The following is a 22,666-nucleotide window of genomic DNA, read 5'->3' on the forward strand; positions in this document are numbered from 1 at the left end:
CCTACTAGTTTATTAGTCTCTGTCTCCATTAAAAATGGAGTTTCTTACTATAACATAATCTACTTTAGTCAATGAATTTAAATCATCGCCACCCGCATATGAAATAGAACTTTGTAAATCTTGTTGCATTTCAATTAATGTATCTTTCAATAAACCTTTATGTTCAACAAACATTTTTTTACCTTCAACGTTTTTGTGTTCACCTTTTTGGAACTCAGACGCACTACCAAAATATTCTTTATACATTTTTCCATCTAATTCAACGGTTTCACCAGGAGATTCTTCATGTGCTGCAAATAATGAGCCTACCATAACCATTGATGCACCAAAACGAATTGATTTAGCAATATCACCGTGCGTTCTGATACCTCCATCAGCTATTATCGGTTTTCTTGCAGCTTTACTACAATGGTTCAACGCAGCTAATTGCCAACCACCTGTGCCAAATCCTGTTTTAATTTTTGTAATACAAACGCGACCTGGTCCAATACCAACCTTAGTTGCATCTGCACCAGCATTTTCCAATTCACGAACACCTTCTGGCGTTCCAACATTACCTGCAATAACAAATGCTTCAGGTATGTGGTTTTTAATATGTTTGATCATATTAATAACGGCATCAGAATGTCCGTGTGCGATATCAATTGTAATATACTCAGGAATCACTTTATCCTGTGCTAATTTTTCTACAAAATCAAATTCACGGTCTTTAATACCAACTGAAATTGAAGCAAATAATCCTTTATCATGCATTTGCTTTACAAATGGTATACGTGCTTCTTCATCGAATCTATGCATAATATAGAAGTAATCATTTTCAGCAAACCATTCTGCTAATGTTTCATTCATTACTGTTTGCATGTTTGCAGGTACCACTGGCAATTTAAATGATTTTGGACCAAATTTCACAGTAGTATCACATTCTGAACGGCTATTAACAATACATTTATTTGGAATAAGCTGTATATCTTCGTAATCAAATATCTTCATAATTAAATAAACCCCTAACATTTATTAATAAAATAGTATTTAAAGGTAAGATTTTCAAATAAAATTCATAACTCTAAATAGAAATACTTAAACATACGATAGTTATTTCCGAACAATGACATTTTATTTATCTTTACCAATAGTTAATATACATGCTTTTTCCCTAAATGTAAATGAACTAAAGTCCTAAATTACCAACTTGATTTTTTCACGCCAGGAATTTGTCCTTTATGTGCATGTTCCCTAAACGCAATTCGTGACATTTCAAACTTTCTCAGCACGCCTCTTGGACGACCAGTTACTTTACATCTACGTGTCAGTCTTGTTGGTGAAGCATCTCTTGGTAATTTTCTTAATGCTTCATAATCACCTTTTTCCTTCAGCGTTTTTCTTAATTCGTAATATTGTGCTACTAAGCGTTCTCTTTTTTGCTCCTTAGCAATTTTAGATTTTTTTGCCATAATATTCTCTCCTTTTTACAAATCGTAATTATTACGTTTTGTAAAATAACACATTCTTTTTATTTATCAAACTAAAATATTTAAATTATTAACATTCGTATAATGCTTAGAAATTTAACTTTAATTAACTACATACTTTTCAAAGCTCAATCTTATTGAAATTAATGAAAGAATATGATATTATTTTAAAACGTAATGATTCCTGTTAAGAAAGAGGTGTTAACTTTGCGCGTAAATATAACATTAGCTTGTACTGAATGTGGTGATCGTAATTATATTAGCACTAAAAACAAGCGTAATAATCCAGAACGAATTGAACTTAAAAAATTCTGTCCACGATTAAATAAATACACTTTACATCGTGAAACAAAATAATTCTGTGCTTTCATTATCTTTTTAATACGACATTCAAACTAATTGTCTGGTATATAAACGTCTCGGACTTAGTATTAACGTCAATTCTATTCCTTTACTATAGAATTGACGTTTTTTTATATTTTAAATGGTAAAAACGCGGAACATATATCGCATCTATAAGAAAATGATAAGTTTATTATTTTGATTATGGGATTTATGTAGCTATTTTTAATATTTAAATGTTAATTGAATCATTGAAGATGAATGGTGATTTAAAACTTTTACATGCACAAAAATACGATAGTTTATTGCAAATTATAATTTATTCATCAAAATTAATAGTTATTTAACAATAAAGTACTTAATTAACACTTTTAAATAGGTTAAGAGACTACTAATAAAGGTTGCCAAGCCTTATAATAAATACAGTATATTAAAATATGTGGAGGCGTTTCATATGGAAAATCGTCATATTACAAATGAGCAAAAAAGGCATATTATAGATTCAATAACAGAGAAAACAAAAGATAAAAGTGTATGTAACTGCGGACATCCAAATATTGAAATATTAGACGGACATTATTTCCTACCATTGTTAACTGCTTCTTTAGGTAATGATCCGACACCTATGATAACTTTATTATGTAATAACTGTGGGAAAATGCATTTCTATTCACAAAATTTCTTAGGTATCAAAACTCGATAATTATTTTTAGTAATTGAGAAATAAATTACTGTTCATCACTCAGTCGCCTCATATGATGTGAGCGATAGTTAACAACCTTTGACAACCTACAAAGCCTCTGACTTTGTAGGTTTTTGTATGTGGAAATTTATAAAAACAAAGCAATACTTATAACATAGACTCGGTATAAATAAATATAAAAACGGATGATTTTTACTTTATATCGTAAAAATCATCCGCTTAAAATCATACACGAACTACATATATCTCAAATGTTTAACATAAATTAATTATTTTGTATAATTCCATGCGCCATTGAAGTATAAATATGCGTGTATAATTAAGATACATTTATTAATCTGCAATTTCTAAATCTACATCATTAATGTCAATGCCTAGTGCTTTCGCAACACCTTTACCATATTCGCTATCCGCTTTATAACAGTGACGAATATGACGATGTTGTACTTCTAAAGTAGTGCCTTGCATTTCATTAGCTGTATTTTCAAAAATACGTTCTTGTTGTTCTTTTGATTGTAATCTGAATAAACGACCTGGTTGTTCGAAGTAGTTATCATCATCTTCTCTTAAATCATATTCATATGCTTCACCTTCAACTTTTAGACCAGGTTTTTTAAATTCAGGTTGATCTTCAAATGAGCCATCACTATTTGGATAGTAATGAGTACTGCCACCTTGATTATTATCAATAATTCTCATTTGGCCATCACGGCTGAATGGACAAATATTTTCCATACCTACACCTTTAGGTTGGTTAACTGGGATTTGCCAATGGTTCACACCTAATCTATAACGTTGTGCATCACCATATGAGAATAGTCTACCTTGTAACATTCTGTCTGGAGAAAAATCTATGCCAGGTACAATATTGGTTGGTGCGAAAGCAGCTTGTTCAACATCTTGGAAATAGTTGTCTGGATTACGATTTAATTCAAACTCTCCAACTTCTATTAATGGATAGTCTCCTTTATACCAAACTTTTGTTAAATCAAACGGATTATCTTTATGGTTACGAGCTTGTTCTTCTGTCATAACTTGGATATACATTTTCCATTTTGGATAGTCTTTATTTTCAATTGCTTCAAATAAGTCACGTTGTGATGATTCTCTGTCTTCAGCAATTACGCTAGCTGCTTCATCAGGTTGTAAGTTTTCAATACCTTGTTGTGTTCTGTGATGGAATTTAACCCAAACACGTTCACCTTTATCATTGTACATAGAATAAGTATGAGAGCCAAATCCGTGCATGTTTCTAAAGCCTTTAGGAATACCACGGTCTGACATTAAAATTGTTACTTGGTGCAATGCTTCAGGTAAAGACGTCCAGAAATCCCAGTTATTTTGTGCACTTCTCATATTTGTTCTTGGGTCACGCTTCACTGCGTGGTTTAAACTTGCAAATAATTTCGGATCTCTAAAGAAGAACACTGGTGTATTATTTCCTACTAAATCCCAGTTCCCTTCATCTGTATAAAATTTCAATGCAAATCCGCGAATATCACGTTCAGCATCAGCTGCACCTCTTTCACCTGCTACTGTTGAAAAACGTGCAAACATTTCTGTTTGTTTACCAACTTCAGAAAAAATGCTTGCTGAAGTATATTGTGTAATATCATTTGTAACTGTAAATGTACCAAATGCACCTGAACCTTTTGCATGCATACGTCTTTCAGGAATAACTTCTCTATCAAAATGAGCCATTTGCTCTAAAAAGTACCAATCTTGCATTAATAGTGGTCCTCTAGGGCCTGCTGTCATACTATTTTCTCTATCTGAAATTGGTGCGCCAAATAGGCTCGTCAACTTTTTCTTGTTACTCATAATATTTCCCCCGCTTTTTCTTATTAATAATTATTATTACCTAGTATTTATTTTAATCTATAACATTTGTAAAAGCAACTCACAATACATCTATAAAATAACAATTTTCAAAATATTTGAATATTTTATGGCTTTAAAGTCATAAAAAGCATTGCTCTTAAATCATAAAACCATTAAAATGGAGAATATATTTAAAATTCAATAGACTATAGGAGACTGTATTATGGCACAAAACAATATGAACCGTGGTCTTAATTCTAGACACATTTCTATGATAGCAATTGGTGGTGCAATTGGCACAGGCTTGTTTGTAGCTACTGGAAGTGTAATATCACAAGCAGGACCAGGTGGCGCAATATTAGCTTACTTGATTATTGGCGTGATGTTATATTTCTTAATGTCTTCAATCGGTGAACTTGCCACCTTTTATCCGGTTACAGGTTCTTTTAGTTCTTATTCAACCCGTTTTGTTGATAGTTCCCTAGGTTTCACTATGGGATGGCTATATTGGGCAATCTGGCTACTAGTTACCAGTGTTGATATTATTATTTCTTCAAGTGTAATTTATTATTGGGATTTCTTCCAATTTTTCAGTCCAGTTACTTGGAGCATTATCTTCCTTGCCATACTTTTTTTACTTAATATTTTCTCTGTAAAAGCTTTCGGTGAAACAGAATTTTGGTTATCACTTATCAAAGTTGCAACAATAATTATTTTCATCGTAATTGGTGTATTGACGATTATTGGAATCTTAGGTGGAAAGACATATGGTCTAGGCAACTACGTAACAGGAGAAGCTCCTTTTGTAGGAGGCGTCTCTGGCTTCTTGGGTGTCTTGCTTGTCGCTGGATTCTCTGTCGGTGGTACCGAAGTGGTGGCCGTAACAGCTGGAGAATCTTCAAATCCAAGTCATTCAATGCCAAAAGCAATTAAACAAGTGTTTTGGAGAATATTATTGTTCTATGTTTTATCAATTGCTGTTATTTCAGCTATTATTCCTTACACAGACCCATTGTTATTAAACAAAAGTGAATCTGTATCACAGAGTCCTTTTACAATCGTATTTGATCGTGTAGGTATTGCCTTTGCCGCTTCGGTTATTAATGCTGTTATTTTAACTTCATTATTGTCTGCTGCGAATTCAGGTATTTATACTACAAGTAGAATGCTTTTCTCAATGGCAGAAGATAAACAAGCGCCTAAATTTTTAGGTAAATTAAATAAAACTACAAAGTTACCTTTGGTATCATTGTTCGTAACTTTCATTATTGTTTTAATTATAATTATAATTGCTCAGTTTAAATCAGATATCGTCTTTTCACTATTAAATATTATTGGTTCTTTAGTCATCGTTGTTTGGGCTTCTAGTATCGTAGCGCAAATCAGGCTACGTTCAGCGATTAAAAAACAAAATTTGAATCCTGATGAAGTACTACCTTATAAAGCTCCTTTCTATCCTTTAGGACCAATCATAGTCATCATTGCATTATTATTCTTATTCATAGGTAATTCAATTGGTGCGATTTTAGCTGGTGATATGGGCGTCTTAATTAGAAACCTATCGCCGATGATTATTTTAGCTATCATTTACTTTGTTCATAAATTAATACGACAAACTAAAATTGTTAAACTCAAAGACATTGATTTAAAAGAACATGATTATAATTAATGAATTGCACTGTAAAAGTATTTTAAGATACTTTTTGCAGTGCTTTTTTAATATTGCAAACCTTACATTTATTTATTACCTACTTGTTCTAAAATAAACCTCAACAATGAGAATTTATAATAATTAAAAGCTTATCATATTTTCAGATACCCAAAATTAAGGTATAATGAAGTTAATAATTTAATGACTTAGAGGTGGAAATTATGATTGGACAAACAAACCTATTTGACGATATTTTAGAAACTGACGAGCGTTTCGTTATTGTTGTACAATCACTTGAAGAAAGACATGATCAATTAATCAAACGTACATTAAGAGAGTATCCAAGTTTAGATCACTCACAAATGGAAAGTCTTTTTAGCCATCTTAAAGAATTATTTTCAGAAGAAGAATTTGAAGAAAATCAGTCAGCGTTTTCAATCACAGTTTATACCAATTTAAACTATGCTGCAGATAACGTTTATGCTCATGTTAAAAGACACCGAGGCAAAAATGAATGGACACATACTGCTAAATAATCACCAACAAAAAATGGCAATTTCTAATTTTCATATAGAAATTGCCATTTTTTCTGCTAATTATATGTAAACAGTAGATTGTAGTTGAAATATTCTAATGTATTAGCTTAGTAAAAGACTGCATATTGATAATTTAGCACTATTTATACATGGTATATTAATTTAAGTTTACACGTTTCTTATAATCGTTTTCGTTCTTATAAAAGTAATTTCGTGTACTGTTTCGCGTTCAATTAATTTAATATTTTTATTTAGTATATATAAGGCGCTTATTTTCGTACTAAAATACATACTTGATAACGATTTTGTAACGAGCTGACACCGAGATCAATGGTATGAGTGACTTATACTATTAAATCATAACCCTAGGCCAAGCTTGCACAAGCAAAAATTTCAATTTTTTACATTAAAAGTTAAGTCTAAGACATCATCGATTCGCCCCAGGCTGTTTTTTAGTAGATGATTGAACTGAAAAATAAAGTCCCACTACTCAATAAATTGAGTTAGTGGGACTTATAGGTGAGCATTTCGGATCAAACTATCAATCATTTGCGTGACCAATATTTAAAAATAAAGGTTAAGCAATTAATTTGTTAGTTAAGTAAAGCTTTTAGTGTGTGTGGGATACCATCATTATCATTTGTTAAAGTAACTTCATCAACAACAGCTTTGACATCATCATTTGCATTGCCCATAGCAACAGCTTTACCAACTACTTTCAACATTGATATATCATTTGAACTATCACCGAAGCCAATAACTTGAGATAATTTTACATCTAATTTTTGACACAATTCAGTGATAGCATTGCCTTTAGATACACCCTGTGCCATAAATTCTAAGAAAAACGGTTTACTTGTAGTAACATCAATATTTTCATTAAAGTGACCTTCTAAATCATTTCTAATACTTGTAATATTTGAAACATAATCAATCCCCATAACTTTAGGTACGTCCTCTTGAATATATGCTTTTAAATCATCCACCTGTTTCATTGGCAGGCCTGTGAGTTCTGATTCAATGTTCATATATTCATGTTCACCTTCATATACGATATAACCATCTTGGTAAGTCAAAACAAACAATTTTTGATTCCTACAAAAATCTACAATACTATCAAAATCAGACTTTGACACAGTGCGACTTACTTCCACTTTTTCATCAGAAACTTTAACTGTTTTTCCACCATTGTAACTTATGACATAACTGTCATGTTGGTCTAATTTCAAATGTTTTGCTGTAGGCATCATACCATCTGTTGGTCTACCCGATGCAAGTACAACTTTATAACCTTGCGCTTGTATATCTATTAAATATTGCGCTGTTTCAACACTAACTTCGTTATCAGAAGTCATTAATGTATCATCCATATCCATCACTATTAATTTATATCCCATCTTGCTATCTCCTTTCAACCTCTACAAGACTATATTATAACAAATAAATCAAACTAATATACTACTTCAGATTCCACTCCTGTGATATTAACTGTAACGAGTTCAGATCGACAATTCGTAAATTCACGTTTAAGTTCCCTCACTAATTCACCGCTTCGTTCAGGTGCTATCAAGGTTAAAACAGTTGGGCCTGCACCACTAATAACTGTAGCATATGATTTATATTGTTTTGCAATTTGTTTAATGGTTTGAAATTCTGGGATTAGATGTTGACGATATGGTTCATGAAAACCGTCTTGTTCCATCATCTTGCCTGCAAGTTCATAATTTTGTTGTATTAAAGCACTAATCATTGTATTGCTGATGGCACTATTTCTAACAGCATTTTTATGTGAAAATGTTTCCGGAAGCACATTCCTTGAAAGTGTCGTACTTAATTCATTTGATGGTATTGTTATGATAATATCAGCTTTTGGTGGATCAATATATGATACATCCGTCACTTTTGTTTCAGGATCATAGTATCCTAAGACAAGCCCTCCGTAAATTGTAGGTGCTACATTGTCTGGATGTCCTTCAAATTCAGTTGCCAATTGCAATAATTCATATTTAGAAAGCTCTATATCACCAAAATAATTAGCTATGTATAATCCCCCTACTAGTGCAGAAGCAGAGGAACCTAAGCCTCTTGCTAAAGGGATTTCACTTCTCATTTCTATAGATAAAGACGGTAAAGTCACGTCATATTTATTTGCCACTTGTTGTGCAATTTGATAAATATAGTGCGATTCGTCTGTTGGTAATGATTCAACATTTGGCCCTATATGTTTAAAAGACCATCTATCACTATTATTAATTCGCACATCAAGATATAAAAATTTATTTAAAGCCATTCCAATAGAATCAAATCCGACACCTAAATTAGCAGTAGATGCCGGTATTTTTAAACGTAAACGTACACACATGCTAAAGTGCTCCTTTAATATATTCTAAAATGCTTTCTCTATCATTTGGTAGTGGCTTAATTGGATTATCTAATAATGAGATAGCTGTATCTGGATCTTTCAAACCATTACCAGTCAACACTGACACAACACGTTTCCCCTTTGGTAACTTACCAGCACGGTGTAACTTAATTAAACCAGCAATGGAGGCATTGCTTGCAGGTTCACTAAATATACCTTCTTTTCGAGCCATCAGTTGATATGCTTCTAAAATTTCTTCGTCTGTTACGCTATCAATGAGACCTTCTGATTCTTTTAAGGCACGATTAGCTTTATCCCAACTTGCGGGGTTACCGATTCTAATTGCAGTAGCTACTGTATCTGGATTCTTCACTACTTTATTTTGAACGATTGGGGATGCACCTGCAGCTTGGAACCCATATAAGTTAGGAAGTTGCGTATCATTCGTGTCATGGTACTCTTTAAATCCTTTCCAATATGCTGAAATATTACCAGCATTTCCAACCGGAATTGATAATATATCTGGTGCTTGGCCATTCAATTGTTGAATCACTTCAAAAGCACTTGTTTTTTGACCTTCAATACGATAAGGATTAACTGAGTTCACAAGCGCAATTTCACCATTTTTAGCCACTTCTTGTACAATTTCAAGTGCTTCATCAAAATTTCCTTCTATAGAAACAATTTCTGCACCGTACATAACTGCTTGCGACAATTTCCCTAAAGCAATTTTCCCTTCCGGAATAACTACAATCGCTTTTAAACCTGCTCTCGCAGCATATGCTGCCGCGGAAGCTGAAGTATTGCCAGTTGAAGCACAAATCACTATTTTCTTGCCTTCTTCTTTAGCTTTAGCCATTGCCATTACCATGCCTCTATCTTTAAATGAACCTGTTGGATTTGCACCTTCGTATTTAACATGTAATTCAATACCAAGCATTTCAGACATGTTCTCACAGTATATCAAAGGTGTATGGCCTTCATTTAAACTTACTTTAGGTGTATCAGCTGTTACTGGTAAATATTCCTTGAATTCTTCTACAAGCCCTTGCCAATTTTTCATAAACATTAAACTCCTTCAACTGGGTAAATTTTCTGTACAACATAACCTGATTCTTGAATTGTTTCTATCGGGGATTCATCAATTCCTATGATAACTACACCAGCAGTATGTGCATCACGTTCAGTAACTGCTAATGATTTATGAACAGGCAATTCGCCTTTCAATAAAGTTTCAACTTGGTTTACATCTTCTCCATCTGTTTGCACCACGACATAATAACTTTCTTTCCCTTTGATAACAATCGTATCTTCTTCTTCGTTCATCATTTCTTTGGTTTCTTCAGTTTTCAATTCAAAATGCGGTGGTAGCGTATGCAAATTAGTATCAAAATTAAATGTAACATTTAATAAATCACTTACAACGGCACTCCCTGTAGCTAAACTACCTGCACCTTTACCATAAAACATTGTTTCTCCAACAGCATCACCTATCACATAAATCGCGTTAAATTCATCTTCTACTGATGCTAACTGATGGCTTTTATCAATCAAAGTTGGTGCGACTGATGCATTGACTTGAGCATTTTCATATGTACCTTTACCAATCAACTTAATTTTATAACCAAGTTTATCAGCTACTTTAATATCTGATAGTGTGACATCGCTAATACCATATTTATCAACCTCATCTAAATTAATCACCTGATTAAATGATAAATACGACGTAATAACTACTTTTCGTGCTGCATCAATACCTTCAACATCATCAGTTGGATCTGCTTCAGCAAACCCTAGACGTTGTGCTTCTGCCAACGCTTCTTCAAATGATGTTTCTTCTTGTGTCATCTTACTTAATATAAAGTTAGATGTACCATTTAAAATCCCCATAAATTTACTTATATTATTGGCGTTTAAACCGTTATTTATGGCATTTACAATCGGAATACCACCTGCGACACTAGCTTCATATTTTAAAGCAACATCATTTTCTTGTGCTAAATGTTCTAGCTCTCTTAAATTTTCAGCTAGAAGATCTTTGTTTGCGGTAATCACGTGTTTCTTCTCACTCAATGCGCGTTTTAACCATTCTACTGTGGGCTCAACTCCACCAAGTACTTCGACAATGATATCAATTGTTTCATCATCAAGAATATCTTCTATATTTTCAGTTAAATTATATTTAGATGTATTAATAGGACGTTTTCTAGACTTGTCACGTACTAATATATGTCTAATATTAATATCTTTATTCATTGTTTCTCTAATTTGTTCTCTATTTTCTTCTATTATTTTTACTACACCAGAACCTACAGTTCCTAAACCAAGTAGTGCTACATTTAATTCTTTCATGTCTTCATTCCTCCGTTTGTTTATCTAAAAAATACAATTGTACAGTTGAAAAATACTTGAATATGGTATAGTATAAATTCATTCATTATTTTTGTAAAGTCTATGAATATTTAAAACGTATATTTATATTATCACTCCTGTGATAAAAACTAAACTAAATTTTCTGATTTTTTAGAAAGGTTGTATAACATTATGAAAGTAACTAAATTCGGAGGAAGCTCTGTTTCCAATGCAGAGCAAATTAAAAAGGTATTAGACATTGTTAATTCAGATGAAGCTCGAAAAATCGTAGTCGTATCGGCACCAGGAAAACGAAATAAAGATGATGTAAAAACTACTGATTTATTAATTCGACTTTACGAAAAAGTGATAGAACGATTAGACTACAATTCTAAAAAAGAAGAAATCATTCAACGTTACAAGGATATTATTAACGAACTCAACATGAGTGATGCACTTTTAAAAACAATTGATGAAACTTTAGAAAGTTACATAGCTACATTGAGCGAAAAGCCATCCAGACTGTTAGATGCTTTACTTTCATGTGGTGAGAACTTTAATGCTCAGCTTATTGCAGAATATAATAATAGCCAAGGTATTCCAACGCGTTATATTTCTCCTGGAGAGGCTGGTATTACTGTTACGGATTTACCTCAAAATGCTCAAATCTTAGATCAATCTTATGAAGCACTTTATAACTTAAGGTCATTTGAAGAAAAATTAATCATTCCTGGGTTTTTTGGTATTTCTAGACAAAATTACGTGGTCACATTCCCTCGTGGTGGTTCAGATATAACAGGAGCTATTGTAGCAAGAGGTGTAAGAGCGGATTTATATGAAAACTTTACAGATGTTTCTGGCATTTTTAGAGCTAATCCTTCTATTGTTAAAAATCCTGAAGTTATAAATGAAATTACATATCGCGAAATGCGTGAGTTATCTTACGCTGGCTTTGGCGTATTCCATGATGAAGCTTTACAACCGCTACACAAAGACAGAATTCCTGTCGTTATAAAAAACACAAATAGACCTGATGATATAGGAACTTATATTAGACATGATAGAGAAATTGACTCAAATAGTATTGTAAGTGGCATTAGTTGTGACAAAGATTTCACAGTATTAAATATTAAAAAGTATCTTATGAATAGACAAGTTGGTTTTACACGTAAAATACTAGCCGTACTAGAAGACTATAATATTTCATTTGATCATATGCCATCAGGTATAGATAACATAAGTATCATCATGCGCTCTAAAGAGATACAAAACAAAGAGGAACAAGTACTTAATGATATACGTAAAAATTGTGATGTAGATGAATTAAGCATTGAACATGATTTAGCGATACTAATGGTAGTTGGTGAAGGCATGCATAGAATCGTTGGTACTGCCAGCACAATTACTCATGCACTTGCAGAATCAAACATAAACTTGAAAATGATGAACCAAGGCGCTTCAGAAATTTCTATGATGTTTGGAATCGACGTTACAGATGCAGAGAAAGCAGTTAATGCTACTTATGAATATTGTTACACTAAAAATTGTTTGAATATTTAAACAATAATTACTAACTATTTATCGATAAAAAATCCTTCAAATCGTATAGACTCATTTGAAAGTGAATGAATCCTAAAGAATGATTTGAAGGGTTTTTAAATTGCTTTTTTTTCAGATATAAGTGCTTGATTAATGCGTTCATCTCCAACAACTAAGCGTAAAATAACAAATTGATAATAACTTAACGAATCGATAACACTTCTATAATTTGGTAATTGATGATAATCGATGGGATCCAATAATTCATACATTAATACAATTTCAGGCTTAATATAATCTACATCCCATTTGATAGAATGAAAATAAATATGCTTTTCGGGTAAACGAATATTGTGATTCCACCTGAACATCCATTCATCATTTTCAACATCATAAACAATAATTGTCATTATTAACTCATCATTTATATAAATATTTGCATGAGTGACATCTGCAAATTCTAACTTTGTAAAATCAGTGGTTGTATTTTTACCATCGTGTAAAACAATCGTATTGCTTTTAGGTATAAACTTTAAAACTTCACCAAGATATTTTCTTTCGACACTAATATCTACCTTATCGTCTAAATTAAACTCATCATGAAGAAAAAGTTGTTTTGCGACTTCACCATTATATTTAAACAGTTCAGGTACATTTTCAGTTAAATTTTTTACAACTTCTTTAATATTTTTATCATTACTAACTGCCAAATCTGTACCTCCTATCAAAAGTAAGCGTTTCCATTAATGATCATTATATTATTTGTTGCTACATTTTTCAATGTGAAAAGCACAAAAATGTGAATTTAAACACATTTTTATTTAAAATTCGCCAATATAGCTATAGTCTTGTCGATGATGTTGTTTCAAAATCGCTGGTCTGTTAACAATTAATAATTCTTCTGAACGATTGTATAAAGCTAACTGAATTTCAGCAATTTCTGGCAATGTTTGATACAATGCTTTATCTGTCATATAAGGTGCAGTTGCAAAATAATAGCGAATGCGATATCTCTCAAATGTTTGGATAACATCCGTACCAGTGATAATATGTAGTGCATTGTCTACCTTTCCATTGGGCATTATAATATTAAAATCAGTGTACCTTGCAACATATTTAATGATATCAGTTGAAAAAGAAATCACTGAAATTTTAAATTTAGCTTCATATAGTTCGTCAATAATGTGATAAGTAACTGGGTGGTTATCAAATGCAATAACATCTTCATTATTTACGTTTTCTATTATATAGTTGATATATTTTTTCATAGTAGTCAAATCAATGTCCTCCAAACAGACTTTTCTATGGTAAGTATAGTAGATAATATATGTATTACCCAATTAAGCACTAATTAAATAGATACATCATTTTTTTAATTCAATAATTTTTATAACAAATCATATCACTCATTTATATATTAAGTAGGAATTGCTTATAATTAAAAAATATGATTATACTAATATTAACCCTATTAGTTAATTGTATTTGTACAAATATAAATAAAAGAGTAAAATATAGTTTATTAAAAATATTAAGATTAGGATGATACCAATGTTTTTACCGATTATTTTAGCAATAATTATTGTAATACTATTATTAGTTATTATTATTGAAAGAAGAGTGATGAATCATAAGCTTGAGACTGAATCATATGCAAAAGATCAGTTAATAAATAAAATTAGTATCATCACGCGTGAAAACACTTATTTAAAAAATCAAATGCTTGAAAAAAATGTTAATAATGATACACACCATCATGGATTAAGAAAAGCTAAACAGGATTTAAATGACATATTAAATCAATATCAAAGTGAAGGTTCAATTTCATTTTTTGATATTATAACAACTGGAAATTTAGCTGTTAAGCATCCTTTGTTTGAATATGCTAGAGCTTTCGATTACATTGTTATTACTGAAAAAGGGTTATTTAATATTAATGTGAAAAACTGGAAGCAAAAAACATTTTACCACTTCACAGTTGACCCAACAAATGACACACAAAATAGTGACGATGATACTGTAAATCAAACAGTTGGCCGTTATATTGCAAATCAATTCCATAGTCAATTCCAATCAACACGACCTACAACATACACATTTGTAGAGAGAATTAGAAATAATTCTATTATTTATGACTTTTATAATTATGATCCATATGAACAGTCTTCAAAAAATGCCAAAGCATTGGAAGATAGAATTGCAGACCAATTGCATCATAGAATTCAAAATATTGGTTTAGTTTACTTTACAGATGGTAGCGTAAATTTAATTGATGGACCTACAGAAAGACAAGATTTTGTAGAAACAGTTTCATCCAAATCTTCTCTAAAAGAAGTAATTGGTGAAACGATTGTAAATGCTCAAGAATCATTAACTGAATCACAGTATAATGAACTACTTGCACATTTCCACTAATTAAACAGTATTAAAAACTGCATGAACGATTTTGTAACATGCCGTCACTTCTAATAATGATATAAGTAAGAGATTACATGCTCAGATTAAGTAAATCAAATACTCAGACAAACATGTATTGCCAAAATCGTAAGATGTAAATATAAAGGAGAGCTAACCCATTATGGATTAGCTCTCTTTTTTGAGAATAGATATTTATGTACCAGTCACTTTTGTGTTTAAGTCATTTGAAATTTTTAACTCCATATATTTTCGTTATTACTTTTAGCTATCTGTTCTGCTTTTTCGAACATTTCTCTATATTTACCATTTGGAGAAAAATATTTTTCTCTAGCCAATCCTTTTTTCACTAACAGTTCATTGAACATCGTATCTTTATCTAGCCAAACATATGCCAGTGTACGACCATATCGATCTTCTTTTTCTTTATCATATTCTAAAAAGACATCTTTATCGGTTAAATGTTCTTTTGAAAAATCAGATGCTTCTTTACCATATGGTTGTACTGGCGTATTTGGTTTAACAGTTTCAGGCGTATCTACACCTATCAACCTCACTTTAATTTGTTCATGTTGATTATTATTTGCTATTAATGTATCACCATCAACTACACGGGCTACATGTACTTTCTCAGTTTGCTTTGGTCCGTCATTATTATTTGTATCATTGGATGAAAAAGGGCCAGTCCCATTTATAAACTGAAATGCAAGTACGCCTAGTACAACTATACTAATAATTAATGTAGTAATTTTCTTTGTTGGTTTCATTGTTGCACCCACTTTTTATAAATATACCAAATTATCATATAAAAAATTAAAGTTTACGTCAAGACGCTCATTTTAAATAAAAATTAATCTTTTACATTAAATTAAACTTTAATTAGTCATTATTTTATTTTAACGTACTTAAGCAATCATGATATAATACATAAATGATAGGAGTGAACAGTTTGAGTATATTTAAGGAGAACATGATTACAGTTATTGCGATTGTTATAGCAATCATTGTAGGCTTAATATTACAATATCAATTTCAATTTCCACCGCTTGTGTCTGCAGTTGTAGCAATATTTTTAGGCATTTTCATTGGATTTATTATTTTTATTATTCAAGTTATTGTAACTAAGAATAAGAAAAAATAGTGTCTTCTGCCGAGTGTTTAAATCGGCAGTTTTTTTATTTTAGTTAACATAATATTATTATAGGAATATACTAATAAACACGCTTTTCTTTAAAAAATATATTTATAAAATGCTTCGATTTAACGTTTTTTCCAATAAAGCCCATGCTTCATGATCATATTCATCAGCATGAATTGGTCTGAATCCAAAATTAAGATACATATTGATTGCTTGGAAGCTTGTTGTTTGAGAGGTTAAATATGCTTGATTATGATATGCAGCTAAAATTTTCATTGCTGCCGTTAATAAAGGTTTAGATAATTGCTTACCTTGATACTCCGGAATAATCGCAACCCAATGGATTCGTCCAGATGTTTTGCTATCTTTTGTTAAATGTCCATACCAAGCAGTTGCGGTACCAATAACTTCTCCTTCGGGATTCTCAAGAAACAAACATCTTTGTTCCATTTCATTAATATACGGTCCAAATTCAGTGTTGAAATGTGTCAATGCTTGATCAGAAGTATCAAATTCATTAACTTTCATTTCCAAATTTGCCCATTTTACTTCTTCTCCTATTTTAAAGTTACGAATTTTATATCCAACAGGTAATTCATACTGTGGAATACTTTCTAAATTTTCTCTTGTCATCTGTACTTTTAAATACTTCATTACATTCTACCTTTCATTCACAAATCAATTTTCATTAGAAAAAGGTTGAGACGTGATAATAGTCTCAACCTCATATTGTGTATTTTGTAATTCCCTAAAACTTAGTAATCATTACAATCAATAACGTTTGTTCTTATTCTACTTCTTTTATAAATGTTAATATAGCATGAAATTCTTCTTCATTTGCTGAAAAAGCACGCTCTTCTATTTCACGAACAGTTGAATTGAGTAATTGATAATCCGCTACTTCTTCATCTTTTAAATATGCATTTATGCTACTTTCTAATTCTTTTAAGGAACCCGCTTTTAACGTACTTAATTTTACTTCTTGCATTTAACTCCAACCCCTTTTTAATTAGTTTAAATCATTTCAATAAGACTAAACGTTATTTTTACTTTAACTTAAAAACCTATAAATATAATACACTATATTAAAAAATCTAATCTTATTTTCAAAAATTATATCACTTCATACAAATTTTACATAACTTTTTCACTTTCTAATAGTTAAAAATAGGCTGAATCATCCCTGATTTTCACCCAAAAGGCACTTATAAATACGAGTGGGTGCAAAAAAAGCAACCCGAATCACTTACGAATAAGTGACCCGAATTGCTTATATACCTAGTGTTTGCCCCTTTTGCTTAGCACCTAGTATTGTTTTAAGTATTGTTCTCTTTCCCATTCAGAAACTTGAGTTCTATAGTAATCCCATTCAATAGATTTAGAGTTTATAAATTGATTATAAATGTGATTACCTAAAGCTTCTTTAATAGAATCATTATCTTTCATTGCTTTAATAGCTGTATATAATGTTGATGGTAAATCTTGAATACCAACGGCTTCACGTTCTTCACGATTCATTTCATATATATTTTGATTTACTGGTTCTGGTACTTCTAATTTATTTTCAATACCGTCTAAGCCCGCTTGTAAGATAGCTGCTAATGCTAAGTAAGGATTGGCTGCTGGATCTACTGAACGAACTTCTACACGCGTTGATAAACCACGTGAAGTTGGTACACGGATTAATGGTGAACGGTTTTTACCACTCCAAGCAATATAGCATGGCGCTTCATAACCTGGAACTAAACGTTTATAAGAATTAACTAATGGGTTACATACACCAGTTAAACCACGTGCATTTTTCAGAATCCCCGCGATAAAATGATAAGCATCTTTAGTCATTTCCATATCGCCCTCTGGATCGTAAAAGGCATTTTCTTTACCTTTGAAAAGTGACATATTGAAGTGCATGCCGCTTCCGTTCACACCAAATAATGGTTTAGGCATAAATGTTGCATGAAGATTGTGTTGACGTGCGATTGTTTTAACAACTAATTTAAATGTCTGGATATTATCACAAGCAGTGATAGCATCTGCATATTTAAAATCAATTTCATGTTGGCCTGGTGCCACTTCGTGGTGACTTGCTTCAATATCAAAGCCCATATCCTCTAATTCTAAAACAATATCGCGACGACAATTTTCACCTAAATCTGTTGGTGCAAGGTCAAAGTAACCCCCATTATCATTTAATTCTAATGTTGGTTCACCTTTTTCATCTAATTTAAACAAGAAGAATTCAGGTTCTGGCCCTAAATTAAGTTCACTAAATCCTAAATCTTGCATGTTTTTTAACACACGTTTTAAGTTTGCGCGTGGGTCACCTTCAAATGGTGTGCCATCTGTTTTATAAACATCACAGATAAGACGAGCTACTTTACCTTGACCGGCTGTCCATGGGAAAATAACCCATGTATCTAAATCTGGATATAAATACATGTCTGATTCTTCAATACGTACGAAACCTTCAATTGAAGATCCGTCAAACATCATTTCGTTATCTAAAACTTTTTCTAATTGGCTTACTGGTACTTCCACGTTTTTAATTACACCTAAAATATCAGTAAATTGTAAACGTAGGTATCTGACATTTTCTTCCTTAGCGAACTTGTGTATGTCTTCCTTTGTAAATGTACGTTTTGCCATTATAAATGTCCCCCATTAATTTTATTTGATAAATCGAGATAAATCTCCACGATTTATCGGAATCGCTTCTCGTTGTGGTTTCTGTGTAGCATCAACAATCATTTGTTTTCTCGTTTCTTGTTCAACATCAGAAAGGTGTTCTTGTTCGTCATTTAAAATCTGTTTAATACCTTTTAAATTAAAACCTTTTTCTATTAATCTTTTTATCTCTAAAAGGCGTTCCAAATCGTTTAACGAAAAAAGTCGTTTATTTCCTTCTGATCTATGTGGTTTAATCAGTTCATGTGTCTCATAATAGCGAACTTGTCTAGCAGTTAATTCACTTAATTTCGTAACAACACTCATAGAGAAGACCGGCATGCTTCGTCGTATCGTATCTTTTGACTCCAATCCAATCACCTCTATTTTTGAACTTGTATTTAATTTAGCATAATTACTAAAGTAATTCAAAAATATGTCAGGTTTTCTAACATATACATCAAACCATTGATCTTACTGACTTTATAACAGTTTTATTCAATTTAATCGCTGAATTTTCCGAAATTTTTTTAATTTAATTAAAAAAGCCACATATACATTACAATTTGCTATTTAACATAGCAATAAATGCAATTCAATGTGGCATCTCTTTCAGGTTATTAAAATAACTTTTCAACAGCTCTTGTTACTGCTAACTTAATGTGTTCATACGTTAAGCCGCCTTGTATATATGCTTCATATGGGGGTCTAATTGGACCATCCGCTGATAATTCAATTGAAGAACCTTGAATAAAAGTACCCGCAGCCATAATAACATCATCTTCATAACCTGGCATATAAGATGGTTCAGGACTAAAATGTGCGTTAATCGGGGAAGCTGCTTGAATACTTTGACAAAATTGAATCATCTGTTCCTTCGTATCAAAAGTGACCGTTTGAATCAAATCTGTTCTAGGCACATCAAATCTTGGTGAAGTGTGCATATTCATTTTTTCTAATAATAAACTCGTAAATAATGCACCTTTCAAACTTTGACTAACCACATGAGGCGCTAAGAAGAAGCCTTGATACATTTCTTGCAATGAATATAGAGAGGCACCGGCTTCTTTACCAATTCCTGGCGCGGTTAAACGGTATCCACATCTTTCTATCAATGTTTCATTACCTACGATATAACCACCAATTTTAGCTAAACCTCCACCTGGGTTTTTAATTAATGAACCTGCCATTAAATCAGCACCACATTCTATAGGTTCCCGTTCTTCAACAAATTCACCATAACAATTATCTACAAAAATTATGATTTCAGGGTATTTGGCTTTTATTTTTTGAATCGCGATTTCTATGTTTGTTAAATCTATGGATGGTCGTTGATCATAACCTTTCGAACGCTGAATAGCAATAACCTTAGTTTGCGATGATATTTTAGACAATACCTTATCAATATCAATTTCACCATGCTTTAAGTCAACCTTATTATATAGTATTCCGTGTTCTTTTAAACTTTCTATACCATTACCATTAATACCTATCACTTCTAATAACGTATCGTAAGGATCTCCAGTGATATACAATAACTCATCCCCATATTTCAAAGTACTTTGTAATGCAATCGTGATCGCATGCGTGCCAGAAATAATTTGGGGACGTACTAATGCATCTTCTGCCTTAAATGCATGTGCATAAACCGCTTCTAAATGATCCCGACCTATATCATCATAACCATAACCCGTTGTCCCCAGTAAGTCACTTTCAGCTACTTTAACAGCATGGAATGCATCTAACACTTTTTCTTGATTGATATAAGCGATTTCTTCTATTTTTTTAAAATATGGTTCTAGTTTTGCTTCTGTTTCTGCTATTAATTGCTTCGTATTTTTCATCGTAATTCTTCTTCCTATTCTTTTTTAAAACCTTTTACAGTATATGTTGCATCTGTTTCATTAAATTTGATTTCAGTGACAAGTGTATGCTGTTTTAAAAAATATAATCTATCGGCATCAGCACTTGGTACATTTTCTTCATAAGTAGTCAAAGCAGATTTTACTTGCTCAATAAGTAATTGTTTCACTTTTTCTTCATCTGCTTCATTTTTACTTGAAACAAAAATTGATGGTAAATTAGTAGTAGGGGCAGTACCTTCATGTAAATCTTTTTTATTAAAAATAATAGCTTGTGGAATATGCCCCATTTCTAAATCACCTATAATTTGATTAACTGTATCATACTGAACACGATATTCAGGATGACTCGCATCTACGACATGTAACAACAAATCTGCACCTTTCGCTTCTTCTAATGTAGATTTAAACGCAGCGATAAGTGTAGTTGGTAGTTTTTGAATAAAACCAACCGTATCAGATATGATTAAATTAAATCCATCATTAATTTGAATTTGTCTTGTCTTAGGATCTAAAGTAGCAAAAAGTAAATTCTTCTCATAGGTAGCTTCATTAGCTAATGCATTAAACCAAGATGATTTACCAGCGTTTGTATAACCAATTAGTGCTACTTGAAACACATTATTTTGTTCACGTTTATTACGATAACGCTCACGATGTTCAACCACTGTTTCTAATTGATGTTTTATTTCATTCATGCGTGTTCTAATATGACGACGGTCCATTTCTAATTTAGTTTCACCAGGACCTCTCGTTCCAATGCCTCCACCTAATCTTGATAAACTACGCCCATGACCTTGAAGTCTTGGTAATAAATAATCTAATTGCGCTAATTCTACTTGTAACTTACCTTCTTTACTTCGTGCTCGAAGTGCAAAAATTTCTAAAATCAGTTGCGTTCTGTCGATAATTTTAACATTCAAATTACCATTTAATGTTTTTGACTGTGCCGTTGTCAATTCATCATTAGCAACTACTACATCTATTTCGTTCATTTCTACGTATGCTTTAATTTCTTCTAACTTACCTTTTCCAACGTAATATTTATTATCAAAATGTTGTCTGTTCTGAGTAAATTCAGCTTGTACATTTAATTGGCATGTTTCAGACAATGAAGCTAATTCTTCCATTGTTGATTCAAAATCAAACACTTCATCGGTTTGAGCTTGTACTCCAACTAAAATTGCTGATTCTAATTCCTTTTTAGTCGTATGTGTTTGTTGGCTCATAACATGCACCTCTTTCAAAGTTTTCTTTGCTATTTTATCACAGTGTTTATATAAAGACTATCTTCTCAAATTATGTTAAATTATTAATAAGAGGTGACGCTATATGACTATATACGATATAGAAGTTCAAAAATCAAATGGTGAAACATACAAATTAGAAGAATATAAAAACAAAGTATTGCTAATTGTTAATACTGCTAGTGAATGTGGTTTCACACCACAATTTGAAGGATTACAACATTTATACGACAACTATAAAGACCAAGGATTTGTTGTACTAGGTTTTCCATGTAATCAATTTGGAGGTCAAGAGCCAGGTACCGGTGAAGAAGCGACTCAAAACTGTAAAATTAATTATGGCGTATCTTTTCCAATGCATGAAAAGATTGATGTCAAAGGAGAAAATCAACACCCATTATATCAATTCCTAACAGAACAACAAAATGGATTTTTCAATGAAAAAATCAAATGGAATTTCACTAAATTTTTAATTGATAGAGAAGGTAAAGTAACCAATCGTTACGCACCACAAAAAAAACCAAGTCAAATTGAAGCAGATATTGAAGCACTATTATAAATAATA

The 22,666-nt window shown here is 31.8% G+C and carries 24 protein-coding genes; 8 read left to right on the top strand and 16 right to left on the bottom strand.

The window, feature by feature from the left end; all coding sequences use genetic code 11:
- Window positions 1–12: 12 nt before the first annotated feature.
- Together guaC and rpsN are read right to left on the bottom strand one after the other, a co-directional pair.
- Window positions 13–990, bottom strand: a complete 978-nt coding sequence (gene guaC / locus KA856_RS07670; RefSeq protein WP_107386450.1) for a GMP reductase — start codon at window positions 988–990, stop codon at window positions 13–15.
- Window positions 991–1,181: 191 nt separating this feature from the next.
- Window positions 1,182–1,451 carry a 30S ribosomal protein S14 gene (gene rpsN / locus KA856_RS07675; protein ID WP_019467805.1) on the bottom strand — a complete coding sequence of 90 codons (270 nt, stop codon included), beginning with the start codon at window positions 1,449–1,451 and terminating at the stop codon, window positions 1,182–1,184.
- A gap of 225 nt (window positions 1,452–1,676) precedes the next feature.
- Between rpsN and rpmG the strand changes: the two genes are divergently transcribed.
- Together rpmG and KA856_RS07685 are read left to right on the top strand one after the other, a co-directional pair.
- Window positions 1,677–1,826 (top strand): 50S ribosomal protein L33, encoded by a 150-nt coding sequence (rpmG, locus tag KA856_RS07680; protein WP_017724369.1) that lies wholly within the window; start codon window positions 1,677–1,679, stop codon window positions 1,824–1,826.
- A gap of 439 nt (window positions 1,827–2,265) precedes the next feature.
- Complete coding sequence (locus KA856_RS07685; protein ID WP_107385306.1) at window positions 2,266–2,514, top strand: hypothetical protein; 249 nt, start codon at window positions 2,266–2,268, stop codon at window positions 2,512–2,514.
- A gap of 333 nt (window positions 2,515–2,847) precedes the next feature.
- On the opposite strand, the gene KA856_RS07690 is transcribed toward KA856_RS07685, so the two are convergent.
- On the bottom strand, window positions 2,848–4,335 hold the full coding sequence (locus tag KA856_RS07690) for a catalase (protein ID WP_107385305.1): 1,488 nt from the start codon (window positions 4,333–4,335) through the stop codon (window positions 2,848–2,850).
- A gap of 223 nt (window positions 4,336–4,558) precedes the next feature.
- On the opposite strand from KA856_RS07690, the gene KA856_RS07695 reads away from it, so the two are divergent.
- Window positions 4,559–6,004, top strand: coding sequence for an amino acid permease (locus tag KA856_RS07695; protein ID WP_210138588.1), 1,446 nt, complete (start codon window positions 4,559–4,561; stop codon window positions 6,002–6,004).
- Between the two features lie 203 nt (window positions 6,005–6,207).
- Window positions 6,208–6,522, top strand: coding sequence for a hypothetical protein (locus KA856_RS07700; protein ID WP_019467809.1), 315 nt, complete (start codon window positions 6,208–6,210; stop codon window positions 6,520–6,522).
- Between the two features lie 593 nt (window positions 6,523–7,115).
- Here KA856_RS07700 and KA856_RS07705 read toward each other — a convergent pair.
- From KA856_RS07705 to KA856_RS07720, 4 genes are read right to left on the bottom strand one after another with little or no spacing between them, the layout of a single operon-like run.
- Entirely contained in the window at window positions 7,116–7,919 is an 804-nt protein-coding gene (locus KA856_RS07705; protein ID WP_107386171.1) for a Cof-type HAD-IIB family hydrolase, read from the bottom strand.
- 53 nt (window positions 7,920–7,972) lie between these two features.
- Complete coding sequence (gene thrB / locus KA856_RS07710; protein ID WP_107386172.1) at window positions 7,973–8,884, bottom strand: homoserine kinase; 912 nt, start codon at window positions 8,882–8,884, stop codon at window positions 7,973–7,975.
- A 1-nt stretch (window position 8,885) separates the two neighbouring features.
- Window positions 8,886–9,947, bottom strand: coding sequence for a threonine synthase (thrC, locus tag KA856_RS07715; RefSeq protein ID WP_107383949.1), 1,062 nt, complete (start codon window positions 9,945–9,947; stop codon window positions 8,886–8,888).
- A gap of 5 nt (window positions 9,948–9,952) precedes the next feature.
- Window positions 9,953–11,236 (bottom strand): homoserine dehydrogenase, encoded by a 1,284-nt coding sequence (locus tag KA856_RS07720; RefSeq protein ID WP_107386173.1) that lies wholly within the window; start codon window positions 11,234–11,236, stop codon window positions 9,953–9,955.
- 192 nt (window positions 11,237–11,428) lie between these two features.
- Between KA856_RS07720 and KA856_RS07725 the strand changes: the two genes are divergently transcribed.
- The gene (locus tag KA856_RS07725; protein ID WP_107386174.1) at window positions 11,429–12,796 is read left to right on the top strand and encodes an aspartate kinase; all 1,368 of its coding nucleotides are present in this window, start codon (window positions 11,429–11,431) and stop codon (window positions 12,794–12,796) included.
- 95 nt (window positions 12,797–12,891) lie between these two features.
- Here KA856_RS07725 and KA856_RS07730 read toward each other — a convergent pair whose 3' ends face one another.
- Window positions 12,892–13,485 (bottom strand): hypothetical protein, encoded by a 594-nt coding sequence (locus KA856_RS07730; protein WP_107517891.1) that lies wholly within the window; start codon window positions 13,483–13,485, stop codon window positions 12,892–12,894.
- Window positions 13,486–13,596: 111 nt separating this feature from the next.
- Entirely contained in the window at window positions 13,597–14,043 is a 447-nt protein-coding gene (locus tag KA856_RS07735) for a sugar phosphate isomerase family (RefSeq protein WP_226952021.1), read from the bottom strand.
- A gap of 283 nt (window positions 14,044–14,326) precedes the next feature.
- Between KA856_RS07735 and KA856_RS07740 the strand changes: the two genes are divergently transcribed.
- Window positions 14,327–15,190 (top strand): hypothetical protein, encoded by an 864-nt coding sequence (locus KA856_RS07740; protein WP_107386176.1) that lies wholly within the window; start codon window positions 14,327–14,329, stop codon window positions 15,188–15,190.
- Window positions 15,191–15,426: 236 nt separating this feature from the next.
- Here the strand turns inward: KA856_RS07740 and nucI are convergent, their stop codons facing one another.
- Window positions 15,427–15,957, bottom strand: a complete 531-nt coding sequence (gene nucI / locus KA856_RS07745; RefSeq protein ID WP_107386177.1) for a thermonuclease NucI — start codon at window positions 15,955–15,957, stop codon at window positions 15,427–15,429.
- A 182-nt stretch (window positions 15,958–16,139) separates the two neighbouring features.
- Here nucI and KA856_RS07750 point away from each other — a divergent pair, with 182 nt between their 5' ends.
- A complete protein-coding gene (locus KA856_RS07750) occupies window positions 16,140–16,331 on the top strand; it encodes a hypothetical protein (protein ID WP_107383956.1) in 192 nt (63 codons plus the stop codon).
- 102 nt (window positions 16,332–16,433) lie between these two features.
- On the opposite strand, the gene KA856_RS07755 is transcribed toward KA856_RS07750, so the two are convergent.
- The 6 genes from KA856_RS07755 to hflX form a co-directional block, all read right to left on the bottom strand.
- Entirely contained in the window at window positions 16,434–16,982 is a 549-nt protein-coding gene (locus KA856_RS07755) for a GNAT family N-acetyltransferase (RefSeq protein WP_107386178.1), read from the bottom strand.
- Window positions 16,983–17,115: 133 nt separating this feature from the next.
- Window positions 17,116–17,316, bottom strand: coding sequence for a hypothetical protein (locus tag KA856_RS07760; RefSeq protein WP_019468738.1), 201 nt, complete (start codon window positions 17,314–17,316; stop codon window positions 17,116–17,118).
- Between the two features lie 317 nt (window positions 17,317–17,633).
- On the bottom strand, window positions 17,634–18,974 hold the full coding sequence (gene glnA, locus KA856_RS07765) for a type I glutamate--ammonia ligase (protein ID WP_019468737.1): 1,341 nt from the start codon (window positions 18,972–18,974) through the stop codon (window positions 17,634–17,636).
- A 21-nt stretch (window positions 18,975–18,995) separates the two neighbouring features.
- On the bottom strand, window positions 18,996–19,364 hold the full coding sequence (locus KA856_RS07770) for a MerR family transcriptional regulator (protein ID WP_181187463.1): 369 nt from the start codon (window positions 19,362–19,364) through the stop codon (window positions 18,996–18,998).
- A gap of 248 nt (window positions 19,365–19,612) precedes the next feature.
- The gene (locus KA856_RS07775; protein ID WP_107386179.1) at window positions 19,613–20,836 is read right to left on the bottom strand and encodes a methionine gamma-lyase family protein; all 1,224 of its coding nucleotides are present in this window, start codon (window positions 20,834–20,836) and stop codon (window positions 19,613–19,615) included.
- Between the two features lie 14 nt (window positions 20,837–20,850).
- Window positions 20,851–22,083: a GTPase HflX gene (gene hflX, locus KA856_RS07780; RefSeq protein WP_107383960.1), complete on the bottom strand. Its 1,233-nt coding sequence runs from the start codon at window positions 22,081–22,083 to the stop codon at window positions 20,851–20,853.
- Window positions 22,084–22,186: 103 nt separating this feature from the next.
- Between hflX and KA856_RS07785 the strand changes: the two genes are divergently transcribed.
- Window positions 22,187–22,660, top strand: a complete 474-nt coding sequence (locus KA856_RS07785) for a glutathione peroxidase (RefSeq protein WP_019468733.1) — start codon at window positions 22,187–22,189, stop codon at window positions 22,658–22,660.
- Window positions 22,661–22,666 lie beyond the last annotated feature (6 nt).

The sequence above is a fragment of the Staphylococcus sp. GDB9P120P genome (assembly GCF_017893435.1).
GTDB lineage: Bacteria > Bacillota > Bacilli > Staphylococcales > Staphylococcaceae > Staphylococcus > Staphylococcus cohnii.